Origin of the sequence: Paludibacter jiangxiensis, from assembly GCF_001618385.1 — a bacterium.
GTDB lineage: Bacteria > Bacteroidota > Bacteroidia > Bacteroidales > Paludibacteraceae > Microbacter > Microbacter jiangxiensis.
In genome coordinates, this window is record NZ_BDCR01000003.1 from 794,659 (window position 1) to 808,812 (window position 14,154).

Here is a 14,154-nt window from a genome sequence, read left to right on the forward strand (position 1 = left end):
ATTAATATCACCAAAACAAACATTCACTTCGTCTCAAATAACATTAAATTGAATATTATGAGCCTCAAATTTTCCAATACAACAAGCGATTTTATCGAGTGGAATTCTATGCTTAAATTAATCAGGAATCTATATAATGATGGCAATTATAAAATGAGCCTTCTAATTTCATTAGGATCATTTTGGGGATTACGAATATCAGACCTGCTAAACCTGACTTGGATAGACATTTTAGATAAAGATCATTTTGAAATTATTGAAAAAAAAAACTGGCAAACGAAGGGAGATTAAAATCAATTTTCAATTGCAAAAGCATATTAAAGAATGCTATACTTCAATTCATCCTCACCAAATGGATAGCAAATGCTTTTTGAGCCAAAAAGGAACTGTTTATTCAATTCAGCGAATAAATATTATTCTGAAAGAGATCAAAGTCAATTATAACTTAAAGATTGACCATTTTAGCAGCCATTCTTTGCGCAAAACTTTCGGACGAGCTGTTTATAACAATTCTGGAAATAATGCCGAATTTGCGCTTGTAAAGCTTTCAGAGTTATTTAACCATAGCGATGTTCGCACAACCAGAAAATATCTTGGACTTAGAAATGAAGAATTAATGGAAACGTACGACTCGTTGACATTTTAGGAATAAACAAGTTCTTCAATTATTTCTTCAATTTTCTTTCGCTCTTTCTCGATTTCTTTCTTAATTTCTTCTTGTCTGTCCAATTCTCCTTTTATCTCATCCACAATTTTTTGTTGTATGGATAAGGGTATATCTGGAATTTTAAAATTTGAAATTTCTTCCCAATATAGATGAATTTGATTTGTTGCTCCTGTATAATCTCGTTCAACCTGAAAATAACCCAAAATACTTCTAAAGAAATATGTAAAAAATAGCATATTATAGCTATCTCTTAATCTTACAATATAATTATCAACGGTTGTAATAGATTCTTGTTCATAATCAAAGAAATCAATTTTGCCAAGTGAGACCTTTCCTGTGCAACAAATAATAATATCATTCTGTTTTAATTTCTTCCTCTCATCTATACCTTTGAAATACTCTTCAGTTACACATTCAGGATCAGAAAAATCAATAAATCCATTTTTGAGATTTGCAATTTTTACGACAGGAATATCGCCATCAGAATTATATTTTGGCTGAAGACCTTTTTCAAAACTTTCGACAACATCTTTTACTTGAAGTGTTTTGATATTGTCCAAAAAATCCATCAGTTTTTTTGTTGGAGCATTATGAAATCTTGTAGAAAACCTAAAAATACCGCTTCTTGCAAATTCATCAAAAGTTGTATCGAAAACACGCAAAATTTTGTCCTGAGCTATTTGAGTCCCAGCAGTCATTCCTTTACCAAATTCATTGTAAAGATTCTCCTCAAACCCAAATTCACGGGCAAAAACTCGATTGATAATTCTCAATGGTGGGGTAATCTGAGATTTAAGTTCATTAATTCTATTATCCCTAGGCTCTATTAAAGAAACAATGTGCTGTTGTTGGAGAGTCGGTATAGCAGGGAGTTTTATTTTTAGAAATTCATATGGATTTACTCTTCTATGTGAGGGAGTTTTGCCTGATTCTAGAAATGAATATGCTTTTAAAACCTTGGGATGCAGCAAAAGGTATCTCAAAAGTAACCTGCTATCAAAATTTTTGATCTTATATGGTATAAATTCTGTTGATCCAATAAGATTCTTTCCTTTGTATGAATTTAGAAAAACATACCCTCTAGGCATACCTAATTTTGAAATAAATATATCAGATTCCGATAAATCATTTTTGTCAGATCCAATTTCGCTAACTAATTCGACGTTCTCTAGCTCTCCAGTCCTTTGTGATTGATCTGAAATATTAACCAAGTACATTTCCTCATCCAAATCCCCCTTTTTATGTTTTCTTATTTCCAAAGCTTCAAGAAAATTCGATATTTGCACCTGAGGGAATTGAGAATCAAAGATTACCCAGTTGTCTACCCTTGTAAAAGATGAATATTTCTCATCTAAACGACAATGCATGCTTATCGCTAAGTCACTCTGATCTATGGTAAATATCTTCAATCCCATTTTACGTCTCTTAAAAAATCCAAAGCTGTTTCTTTTACTCCATCATCAACCAAAACTTCACCAATTTCGTTCACTCGATAAAGTTCATTAGGCATTTGTGTGAACATTCGCTTAGTTCGTTTATAACCAATATCTTTTACTTCTGCCATAAAAATCTTATAATTCAATTCCTTAGCAACTTCTCCGAATACCCACCATGTATTTACAAAGCCAAAAACATCTTTGGTATCATTATCATATGCGCACATTCCTTTTAGTTCATCCCGATATTTTTCTACTATTTCCTTGCTGGCAAGTTCATTATCTTCATCTGTCCAATAATTCTTTAACATTCTCGACAAGATATTTTTTTCATCTTGTGCTGTCAAATCTTTTACAGAAGATAATTTCTTACGTTCTTTTCTTTCCAAATAAACTTTCATGAGATTTTCGCATCTGGTCTGCAAAGTATTCCATTCTTTAGAAAACTTCGTCCAATGTTTGTCCCAATCTTCAATCTCGTCTGTAGTTTTTTTCTGGGCAAACAGCAAGCTGGTTTTTGTACTGGTAAATGGTTCAAAAGTAAGTTGTGGCAAACTAACAACTGCTTTAACTTTGAAATATTTATATATGAACAACCTAATATATTTGTTTTCTGTTGTATCGAAAACACTTTCGGGCAAGACTACTCCAAAACGTCCGTTAGGCTTGAGTAATTGATACCAACGTTCAATAAATAAGTTTTCGGAATTTTTTTTATCTCCAAACAAAAACTCTGTTTTTACATTTTTCTTAGTATCGTTATCCAAATCTACGCTAAACGGAGGATTGGTAATAATGACATCGAATTGTCCGTTTACCTCTTTGTTATAATATTTTCCATCATGAGTGAACTGCTTCAAAAAATTCGGAGCAGTTTCTTTGTCATAAAATTTAAAGGGCAAAAGTCCGTCTTTTACGAAGATATTAGTTGAGCCATCGCCATGTAAAATCATATTTACTTTTGTCGCCGTACCAAGATTAAAATTTATCTCTACACCATATATGTAATCTTTTGCCCATTTATTTTCCCGATGGTCAGGCATAAACCATTGATGAAATTTATCATCGACATCCCTTGTTTCATCAAGTTTGTGATGAAAACGTCGTTTGATATTTTCAGTGATAAACTTCATATATTCAATAAGAAAAGTTCCACTACCAGCACTTGGATCAATTAAATACGGAATCTCCAAGTCATTGTTTACTCGCTCAATTGCCAATTTATCAAGCTGCAAACCCCAGAGCAAGAATTTTACCACATTAATATGCGTAAAAAATTGACCCTTGCTTTGTTTAAAACCCTCACGAATAATCCCCTCAAAAAAGTCTCCTAAAACATCTTTTCCTGAGAAGCTATTTTTACCATCAACGAATGAATATCTTTCGAGTTGAGAAACAGTATATTTTAATTTGCTCAATGAAAATTTATTCTCATCAATCACAAACGATTTCTTTAGCTTTGCCTCATCTATAATATTCAATCGTTGTTTTAATGCTCTACGGTAAAGCTGATTTATTCTTTCAAAAAGTTCTTCGTTGGTTTCAAAACTATCTCCATTTCTAAAAGTAAAAATTTGAAAATCATATTTTTCCCCTGTTCTTTTTTCACTTTCATCTTGAATTTTAGCAAGAATAATATTTACCAGTGAAGAAAAAACGTCATTATCGTCTGTTCCCCCTCCTCCCCAAAGAACATTGTGCAAATTAGTTCGCAAACTATCTATCTGTTCGTGTGAAAAATCAGTTTCCAAATCTTTCTTTCCACCTTTTATAAAAGGTTCTTTCTGAGCCTTGCCATAATTTGCTGGAATTGAATCTGTAAAATCTCGTACTTCTTTCCAAGAATCATATGAATTGAATTTTTCGTAATCAATTAAAATGCATTTGTCTTTGATATCATGCTCTCCAACCTCTATTGTATAAAGCATTAGATACTTCACTTTCTTCCCTTGTCCTTTTTCTTGGGAAGCAAGATTATACAATTGCTTTTCAATGATTTCATCTTTGTCTTTTTCATAATCTTGAGGGCTTTTTAACTCAACATACAAAAAAGCATCACCTTTCTCATCTCTTACTATAATATCAATTCGTGGTTTATTTACCTTAGGACGACCAATATCATATTGCTTTTCAATCTCAATGTTCTCTGGCTTATAACCAAGCTCATTAACCAATTTTGCAAGCATGAATGCTCGTACAATTTCTTCATCACCACGGAATTTTTCAATTTTCCATCCAGTAATTTTATCTGAATATTTAACTTTCTTATTTTCAAAGTCGTATGTTTCAACAACTTTTTTTTCTTGATTATCTAAGTAGTTCTTAATTAATTTCAAATCCATCTGATAAAATTTTTAAACGAAACATTCACCCAATTTAGCAGTTAAATATTTGCCATATTGACAATTATACTTATTCACAATACAATCACGCTATAGATCCAGCATTGTAACATCAGTGGGCTTTTAATAAAACACTTGAGGCAATCTCACTCATATTTTTAATTTTTTCAATTAATTGAGGCACCCAATCTGGTATTTGTTCTCTTGATGTAATAGTAGATTTTAATTGCTTATATAGCGATAGTCCTTTGTTGCTTGACGAAAAGCCAATTTCTTCATTCAATGAATTCTTAAATCCAAGAAAATTATCATGTATTACTCCGTCTGGGAAATCAGCGTCAATTCCAAGGCATTTTAGAATAGCTTTATTTTTTTTTACTGTATCTGTTTGATGTTTGGTCCCAAAATGATTCTTATCCCCATCAAAAATCACGTAACAAGGAATTCCAAACTCACTATATAAACGATAGAATCTATCAATATCATTTTTATCCCCACATCTAACTATTGTCACCCCTTCCGCAATATAATCAAATCCTAGCAGTTCAAAAAAATACGGTAAACATAGTGACTCACTTTGACCTTCAACTAGGATTATTTTTTTTGCAAAAAAAGCTTCATTTGCTTTTTGTGTATCACCAGTTTCTTCATATGCATTTTTATAATGAAGCATAAGATCATCCTCGTTAGTTGTTATATTTAACCGAACATGAAGATCCTCAATAAAATCAATTGCCTTTGCAAAACGCACATAAGTGCCTTCGGTTGAACTTTTTCTAACTAAGAATATTTCATTAAATCTTCCCACATTTAGAAAGTCTGGAGAATGAGTGGTAAAGAAAATCTGAGTTCCACTCTCAGCCAATTCATGTAAAACTTTATAAAAGCATCTTTGTGCTTGTGGATGCAAGTAAAGTTCAGGTTCATCAATAAAAAGAGGTGTGCTATTATTTAGTTTGATTTGTGAATATGCTTTCAATACGGCTATGGATATAGATGCTTGTATGCCCATACCCAAACTGGATGCTTGAAAAGAGAGATTAATTTCTGGTTCTGTAACGATAAGCTGTAAGGTCCTGTAAAAATTCCATGGGTCATAAAGATTAAGATCAACAGAAAAATCACTCTCAGCCCGATTTAATTGTTTCGCACTTTCTCGTTGAAGTGTTTCTATAAACAATTTCATCACTTCCGTTCCTTCTCGATTTTTCACTGTGAAAAGTATCGTATCTCTAATTGTTTCAATTTCTTTCTTGAATAAATCAGGTTTGCTAATAATTTCACCCGTTGTTTCATCCAAAACCTCTTCATTTTTGAACAGAGAATTTATTTCCAATAAAATTCTCCCCAGCAAACTCCATCGATTTGAGGGTAGATAATCAACAATTGCTCTATCAACACCTAAATATGCAGAACAATACCGCTGCCTATCAATATCTGTAATATAATTACCCGAGAGATTTAATCCAGACTTTTCATTTTGTCTAAAATCGTACCATATTTCAGCAAGTTGTAAATAATTACCATCATCAAAATATAATGTAATACTTATTTTATTATCAATGGAACCTAAATAATGGTCTTGTGGCAATGTAGAATTGAAGGAAGGATAAACTGGCCCTAATAACCAATTAATGGCATCAAATATATTACTTTTACCAACACTATTTTCTCCTATAAAGGCATTAAGTTTTGAAGAACATTCAATATCTATAGATCGAATGCTTCTAAAATTTTGGATTTTAACACGGATTATCTTCATTGAAACTGGATAATTAACGATAAATCTATTGTATACCCCAAAATAATATTCATTTACAAAGAAAGTGAATATTATCAATAAAATCATGAGCTAGTTCAGGAAAAATATGGATTTTTTCTGGGAAATTTTTTTTTGAGATACGCCGCAAACCGTAAGCCCTTTTCATTCCATCCTCCATTATCTTCGGATTTAGGGGATTTCAATTTTAAAGATTTCAAAATCACCCCCTCCCTCCCCCATTAGGACTTCCACATAAGGGAGGGGCTCCATAGGAAGATCTTCAATAAGAGGAGGGAAAGGCAGCATCCAGTCTTTCTTCTTACAACAAAACAGCTTCACTCAAAAAGCTGTTGATGTTGTATTTATATCTTTATATAACTATATCTTTTATATAGTTATACATTGGTATTCAAACAGATATACTCTATATAGATTTTGATAACTCTGCTGTTACTGAAACAACACTACTTGAATAGTATTTGGATTACTACCTGTTACTAAAATAGAACACTGATAATAAACCACATAACAAATTTCATCACCTTAAAATTCAACCTCTATATTTAAATCTCCATTAGAACTGTGTTCTCTATCTTAAGCAACTCGCCCCTGTTGCTCTTTTTCCCTCTTCTTCTTCGCCAACGTTAATAATTTTCTGGCTAATGCGTCTGGATCATTGTTTTGTACTACAGGTTTCGTTGAGGTAAAGTGCTTATTTGATGTATTCATGAATAATTCAACAGTTTCACCCATTTTTCCCTTATCTATATTATCCCTAATTTTATCTGCTGTTATCAGTACTGAATTGCCTTCCAAGTTTCTTTTAAGTACGATAATAAAATCGGCCATATTCTTGAAATGCACAGAACCCAATATATTTTCTCCACTAGGCTCATCCTTTTGGAGTTTACGTTGATGGGCAACCAAATTCAATAGTATATTGTATCGTTTGGGTATTTTAGCCAACCTCCTCAATGCTCTACCGATGCTATTTGTATCCATATTACCTTCAACATCTATATAATTAAACGGATCCAATACAACGGAGTTAATTTGATAGTTATCAACATAATATTTGATACAACGGCTAATTTGATCGATGGTTGAAATGGAGTCAGCTTTGACAAATATCAAATTTTCAAACAAGGTCTCATTGGACTGAAAATCTTCGATTGACTGCCCATCACAATTTTTTCCTGTCTTCATTTGTAAAAAGTCTTTGATATGACTATAAATAGGGGTCTCAAAGCTAATGAAGAGTGTTTTCCAATTGTATTTTTTAGCCATCAGATAACTATAATAGTTAATAAACGTCGTTTTACCAGCTCCCGCAGTCGCAGTCCAAATCGCAAAGCTAGCTGGTGCCAATCGTACAATTGAGTCGAATTCCTTAATTCCACATTCTAATCCTCTCTTATATGGGTTTTCAAGATAATTCTGGTAGCTCATTCTTAGCTCTTCCAGATCGTAATTGTATTTATTTACACTTTCCATAGTATTCGTTTTTTAATTCATCATATTCAATTTTTTTACTCAACATCGTTCCAATTTCCTCGGCTCTACTTATTAGACATCCAGCAAGATGCAGTTTTATCTGATATGTCAACCACGTATCATTCGTCTTAATCTTAAGAAATTCATTCAATAAATCAATTGAAGAATTGAATGTACTTTCGTTATTCAGACTAATGTCTTTATCAGTCGAAAACACTTCCATATCGTTATATGATCCAAACAATTTAATGGCACTTACATTCTTTGTTTCTAAGCCACTGAATCTTCTTATCAGATCACCAATCTTGAGTCTAGTTACTGGATCTTTTATATCGTTATATTCCTTCAAAAATCTCACAATATTCTCTGTTTCGATATAATAAAAAGTCCCATTTTGAGTTTTTCGTCCTTTAGACACAAGTCCCATTCTTTCAAGACTCTGAATATTGTTTGAGACTCGTGATTTTGACAATCCCGTAAATCCTGCCACCATAGACAGCGAAATAGGCTTATTAGACACATTACACTGGTGCATTAGTGCAATAAAGATTGCTAACTCAACAGGTTCAAGGAAACAACTTAAATTAACAGGAGTGATAACGTTATATTTTAGGCTAGAAATCTTATCTCCTTTATCTTCCTTTTGTATAGACAAAGCCTTATCATTATTTTTCATGCAGATAATCAATTACTTATTCAACAATTCAATTTGTTTTTAATATCCGATTTCCGATAGCGTTTTTTGCCTCCTATTGAATACGCCTTAAGATAATTCCGTTTATCCCATCGCCATAAAGTTGAAAGATCAACATCCAACATCTCAGAGACTTGTTTTGGAGACAAATACACTTCGGATTTGTCATCAACAATCAATTGTTCAATTTCTTCACGTGTCGCTTTTACCGTTTGGTTTATTACCTCTTGCAAATCTTTTGCTGAAAGTGCAATCGAAACATTTGTGCCATTTTTCATTATATCTTCTATAAGCATAGCATTTTTCATTTTAAGTTGATACTCTACAAAAATTACATCAAAAGCATGTTGCGCAACTCGTTTTGATTATGATACAAAGTTCCTGATTATCCCATCATTTGACAATTCAACAGACATCAACTTTTATTCAACTCCAATTTTTTATGCTGTAAATTTCTTCAACTTTGGCATGATGCTAATTCAATTTTTCCTAACTTTATCCTCAGAATCTTCAACCTAACTCCAAAAAGCTTTATTTTAACTGTTCAAACAAGAGCAAAAAGCTATCATTCTGCATATTATGCTATACAGCGATAAAAACCTCCGACATTATTTAAAAAAGGCCACTACCCCACCTCAAGAATCTATAGAATTTATCTATGGCTTAGGGCATCAACATTCATATTCAAGTTTAGTAAACTATATTGCATCAAATTTTAATGATGTAAAAGGGTTATATTGCAGAAAAATGCAAGTTGCTGATTGGCTCTATGCTCTAAGGTGGGTTGTAATTAGAGAAGAACTCTATGAAGAATATCTTCTTCCCCATTTCCATAAAAGAATCTTCAATGACACCTTCAATAATTATCCACATTATAAACCTTATAATGAAGATAATTTCAATAGAGCTTTAGAGCTGCTCGAACATCTTGAAAATTATGAAGATATTCAAACGGTAGGCGATGGAACATATGAGAAGTTTACAATACCTGAAATATCAGAAGAAACTAGTTTTAGCCTCTATGGCGACCAATTACGTCAAACCAATGAAGCTGACTTTTCCAGTTATAGTGTAAATGAACAGCAATTTATACTCTCAATATATCAGTCGTACCTTAAAACAAGAGAAGAACTTGAGACGGGGGAAGAAGGCTTTTTCGTTGAAGAGATTCTTGATGAAACTGCCATATACAATGTAGCCATAGATGAAGTTGAAAAGAAATATGAAACTATAGATAATGCAACTATGGTTTTGTCTATCTGGAAGCATTTCAAATCATTAAAAAAGTCTGCTAACATTACAGTATCCGAAGAAGATATTAAACAATATATAGATCAGGAGATGCAAATTAACGTCAATATGATTCTTACATCTTATTATCTTCAATATATAATTTTATCAATACCTCCATTATCGACAGAAGATCAGAATACTTTCGGAGTCTTGAAATTTAGTGGTGACCAAGCAGACATCATGCAAAGACTACTTTGTGCTGTGACCTCAAAAAACTGGGATAAATTAAAGCAAAAAAGCAACTCATACTATAAAACAATTAACAACATGTTCAAAATTGACACAAAAGACAAGTATGAGATAGACGGTTTAATAGATCAATTAAGTAAAGTGAAAGACCTATTAATACAAGGAGGGTTTGAAGATGCTATTAAGCTTATAAATTCCGACATTGAGAAAATACAAGCTTTAAGGGGATAAGAATTAAAGTGTCGAATTATCTAAACGAGAAGATTAACTAAGTCTTTCTTCATTTCTTCATCAATATCTCTGTACCTTGAAAAAGCTTTACTCCCTTCCTTATGACCACTTAGAGACCCTACAAGATTAGGATCTTTGACTTGTTTGTATAAGTTGCCAATGAAAGTACGTCTAGCGAGATGAGATGAAGCTATTTCATTTAACGGACGCATTTCACTTTCACGAGTCAACGGGTTTAATATCATTACAGAACGGGTTAATTTCGCAATAGTAAAAGCTTCTTTGATAGCAATATTATATTCTTGCTCGTAAGAAAAAGGGAGCAACGACTCTCCTTGAAAATTATTGTACTTGGCAAGTATCTCATTTGCTATTTTATTCAATGGAACCCGAACCGTAACGGGTCTGTTATCTCTTGTTTTACGAGCGATGTATTCGATAGCTCCGTTTATTACATTTTGCTTTGAAAGTCGATTGAGATCTGATATACGGCATCCTATCAAACACTGAAAAACAAAAATATCTCTTTGCACTTCTAAATCAGGACGATTAGAAAGGTCAGTATAATAAAGTTGATTGCGTTCCTCAATGCTGATATAATAAGGAGTTCCATAAACGCATTCTTCTACCGTAAATTTACGAAATGGATTGTTTGACGTTTTTTCATTATCGGCACACCAAATAAAAAACGTCCGCAGTTTAGCAAGAACTCCATTTATTGTATTTTGTCCCCTTGATTTTGGTTTTCGAGATTCAGACACTTGTTCATAAATTTCAGGATGGGTTTCACATATAATAAACTCTCCTCTTAAAAACTCAGTAAAATTTCGCAAATCATCTGGTGAAACTGCATCCAGAGATAATGTGAAGTTTGCATTACGGTTTTCAATTTGTTCATATAACTCATATCGCTGCAAAGCTCTCACCACAACACGAAAATTTTTTTTCCTGACATCTGACATTGGATGTTTCAATAGAAACTCCTCAAAAATATCAAAGAATGATTCCTGTTTCGTTATCGGTGCATACTTTTCTGGATTTAGCGCCTTATCTATATCTAATTCCAGATCATTAGACGTATAATCTTCTTTGAATTTTACCTCGTTATATATCTTTTCAATCAACGTCTTTCTTTTCGTAATTTTAGCCTTGAACTCTGCTTTTTCTGTGTCGGAATACATAAAGACAGAACGAGTTTTTATAGATTCTCCTTTGGAATCCCACTGATCTGGTTCAATCATAATATCCTTCGCCTTATAAAAAAGTTGCACTCCTCTACCTGCGCTTAGACGAAATCTAACATTTACTTTTTCTGTCTTTTTAGTGGATGTTCTTATGAATGCCTTTACTGTAGCCATAATACAATGATAAATGATGGTTGTGCAAATATAATATTTTTGCACAACAAACATGCAATAATATAAAATATCATGCTTAAATCTGCATTAAAAGCAAAGAATAAATACGTTGTAAAAGACTATTATACAATTGTTTTACGATACTCAATAAGCAAATTAGCAATTTCAATCTATTTCATATTTCAAATATCATCCTGGGTACCATCAAAATAAAATCCTAATTGATTATAAATCAGTTAGGATTTTTTATTTTCAGAATTATTCCCAATCACATTGAATTATAGTTTTTCGTATTGCATAATATCTCTATTTCCCATAAAATTGAAAGGTACATACATCATTAACTCTTCCACGTAAAAAAACCGGCAAACAGCGATAAAGATTCGCCATTTGCCGGTTATATTTGAAATAAAAAAGTTTTCTCTCTACGCTAATCCGTCAAGAGTAATTATTTTTCCATCAGCGTCATATTCCAGTTCTCGTACTTTTAGGCTACGCAACCAGGTGCGACCTCCTGAGGGTACGCTGTCGTGGTGAAACAAGTACCATTTCCCCTTGAATTCGGCGATGGCATGATGAGTAGTCCACCCTACTACCGGCGTCAGAATAACACCCTGATAGGTAAACGGACCGTAAGGATTATCCCCGATAGCGTAACACAACAAATGGGTATCGCCGGTAGAATACGAGAAATAATATTTACCATTGTAGCGATGCATCCACGAGGCCTCAAAAAAGCGACTTTCGGTTTGTCCTGCTTTCATCGGCGTTCCATCCTGATTAAGAATAACGACTGGACGTGGTTCCTCTGCAAAACCAAGCATATCTTCCGTTAAACGTACAATTCTTGAAGGCAAAGCCAGTTCATCCCCTTCGGGCAAATAAGCACTTTCGAGCGCTTTGTTGTCTTTGTAACGCTGCAATTGACCACCCCACAAGCCTCCGAAATACATGTAATGAGTGCCGTCTGTATCTTCAAACACAGCAGGGTCGATGCTATAACTACCACGAATAGGATCGGGCTGTGGAACAAACGGACCTTCTGGCTTATCTGCGATAGCAACACCCAGACGGAAAATATCATTTTGGTCTTTCAGTGGAAAATACATGTAATATTTACCGTTTCTGCAGGCCACATCACAATCCCACAACTGGCGACCAGCCCAAAGAATGTCGCTTACTTTCAGCACAACGCCATGATCGGTTACCGGTTCGGTTTCTATATCGGAGGTTGAGAAAACATGATAATCATTCATATCGAAATGATCTCCGTTATCATTCTCCGGAATGCCTGATTCACGGTCGTGTGACGGATAAATATAGAGTTTACCATCAAAAACATGCACCGCCGGATCGGCCATAAAATCATTCTCAACTAAGTATTTCGGCTGTTTCATCTATATATAATTTTGATTGTAAAGGACAACTGGAGTTGAATAAATCGGCTAACAGAATTCCACGTTACAACTCCCGATTGTATTATTTTTTCACTTTGGTTTTTTGCGCCATTTTAATCATCTCGTCCACTACGCTCTTACGTTGATTTTTACGATCGAAGAGTACCGGATAATCCATACGACCACGAATAGGGAAGCCATTGAGCCACGTTCCTGCATCGTTCAATCCCCATACGGTTACACGATCTACCACATCGCTGTATTTCAAGAACAAACCGAACATATCCAGTACGCGTTTGTTCCATTTTTGCTGAACATCGGCAGGCACTCCATCACGGTAAGGATCCATCTCTTTTGAATATTTGAAACTTGCAGAGATATTTGCTCCGTCATAAGGACTTGGAAGAATAGAGACATCCCATTCGGTAATCAAAATATGTACGCCGGCAGCTTTGAGTTTCTTAAAGCTTGTTTCGGTAGCCTCCAGAGTTGGATTGACCATGTGCATGTGCGATTGCGAACCTACGGCATCGATACGGCAACCAGCAGCTTTCAGTTCTTTTACCAGTTGAACAATAGCATCACATTTAGCCGGAGTTTCAACATTATAATCGTTGTAATATAATTCGGCGTTAGGATCGGCTTCGTGTGCAAACTGGAAAGCATATTTGATAAAATCTTTGCCCAAAATCTGGTAGAACTTGCTTTTGCGGTATGTACCGTTATCTTCAAATGCCTCATTCACAACATCCCAACCTTTTACACGGCCTTTATATCTGCCTACAACAGCATAAATGTGCTGACGCATCCGTTCTTTCAAAACTTCGGGAGAAACATCTTTGCCGCTATCATTTACAAACATCCATCGACCGATTTGCGAATGCCAGATAAGACAGTGACCTGTAACGGTTTGCTTGTTCTTTTCGCCAAAAGCGACAAATTTATCTGCATCATCCCAAACATATTTGTTTTCCTGAGGATGGGTAGGTTGTGGTTTCATGCAATTTTCGGCAACTACTGCGCTGAATTCGTTCGCTATCAAATCAGATTCAACCGGATTAACACCATTAACTTGTTGCATATTAATCGCTACACCCATCAGGAATTTTCCTTTGGTAGCTTTGGCTAAAGTTTCTCTGGCCGACACGTTTGTCGATACCAGAATAATCATCGCAATAATAGCGGAAATTGTTCTTGTTTTCATTGTTATCAGTTGTTTTTGGTTACGTTAGGGCATCGTATTTTATGTCAATCACGAATTCCAGACCTTAAAAAAGTGCGAAATTCGTGA

At 34.0% G+C, this 14,154-nt stretch carries 10 protein-coding genes and 1 pseudogene; 2 read left to right on the forward strand and 9 right to left on the reverse strand.

Features of this window, described 5'->3' with window-relative positions:
• Nucleotides 1–57: 57 nt before the first annotated feature.
• Nucleotides 58–646 (forward strand): annotated as a pseudogene (locus tag PJIAN_RS09855) (tyrosine-type recombinase/integrase).
• Here the strand turns inward: PJIAN_RS09855 and PJIAN_RS09860 are convergent.
• From PJIAN_RS09860 to PJIAN_RS09885, 6 genes are all read right to left on the reverse strand, one after another.
• Nucleotides 643–2,082, reverse strand: a complete 1,440-nt coding sequence (locus PJIAN_RS09860) for a restriction endonuclease subunit S (protein WP_068704508.1) — start codon at nt 2,080–2,082, stop codon at nt 643–645. The pseudogene PJIAN_RS09855 and the gene PJIAN_RS09860 overlap by 4 nt on opposite strands.
• Nucleotides 2,073–4,445, reverse strand: a complete 2,373-nt coding sequence (locus tag PJIAN_RS09865; protein WP_068704510.1) for a type I restriction-modification system subunit M — start codon at nt 4,443–4,445, stop codon at nt 2,073–2,075. The genes PJIAN_RS09860 and PJIAN_RS09865 overlap by 10 nt, the downstream gene beginning before the upstream one ends.
• Before the next feature lie 112 nt (nt 4,446–4,557).
• Entirely contained in the window at nt 4,558–6,207 is a 1,650-nt protein-coding gene (locus tag PJIAN_RS09870) for an ATP-dependent nuclease (RefSeq protein WP_172795599.1), read from the reverse strand.
• 594 nt (nt 6,208–6,801) lie between these two features.
• Nucleotides 6,802–7,701: an ATPase domain-containing protein gene (locus tag PJIAN_RS09875; RefSeq protein WP_068704514.1), complete on the reverse strand. Its 900-nt coding sequence runs from the start codon at nt 7,699–7,701 to the stop codon at nt 6,802–6,804.
• On the reverse strand, nt 7,685–8,377 hold the full coding sequence (locus PJIAN_RS09880; RefSeq protein WP_068704516.1) for a helix-turn-helix transcriptional regulator: 693 nt from the start codon (nt 8,375–8,377) through the stop codon (nt 7,685–7,687). The genes PJIAN_RS09875 and PJIAN_RS09880 overlap by 17 nt, the downstream gene beginning before the upstream one ends.
• A gap of 20 nt (nt 8,378–8,397) precedes the next feature.
• The gene (locus PJIAN_RS09885; RefSeq protein WP_172795600.1) at nt 8,398–8,691 is read right to left on the reverse strand and encodes a helix-turn-helix domain-containing protein; all 294 of its coding nucleotides are present in this window, start codon (nt 8,689–8,691) and stop codon (nt 8,398–8,400) included.
• 283 nt (nt 8,692–8,974) lie between these two features.
• Here PJIAN_RS09885 and PJIAN_RS09890 point away from each other — a divergent pair, with 283 nt between their 5' ends.
• Entirely contained in the window at nt 8,975–10,108 is a 1,134-nt protein-coding gene (locus tag PJIAN_RS09890) for a hypothetical protein (protein WP_153802542.1), read from the forward strand.
• A gap of 20 nt (nt 10,109–10,128) precedes the next feature.
• On the opposite strand, the gene PJIAN_RS09895 is transcribed toward PJIAN_RS09890, so the two are convergent.
• The 3 genes from PJIAN_RS09895 to PJIAN_RS09905 form a co-directional block, all read right to left on the reverse strand.
• Complete coding sequence (locus tag PJIAN_RS09895) at nt 10,129–11,466, reverse strand: site-specific integrase (protein ID WP_068704522.1); 1,338 nt, start codon at nt 11,464–11,466, stop codon at nt 10,129–10,131.
• A 425-nt stretch (nt 11,467–11,891) separates the two neighbouring features.
• Nucleotides 11,892–12,863, reverse strand: coding sequence for a glycoside hydrolase family 43 protein (locus PJIAN_RS09900; protein ID WP_068704524.1), 972 nt, complete (start codon nt 12,861–12,863; stop codon nt 11,892–11,894).
• Between the two features lie 82 nt (nt 12,864–12,945).
• Nucleotides 12,946–14,067 (reverse strand): endo-1,4-beta-xylanase, encoded by a 1,122-nt coding sequence (locus PJIAN_RS09905; RefSeq protein WP_068704526.1) that lies wholly within the window; start codon nt 14,065–14,067, stop codon nt 12,946–12,948.
• Nucleotides 14,068–14,154 lie beyond the last annotated feature (87 nt).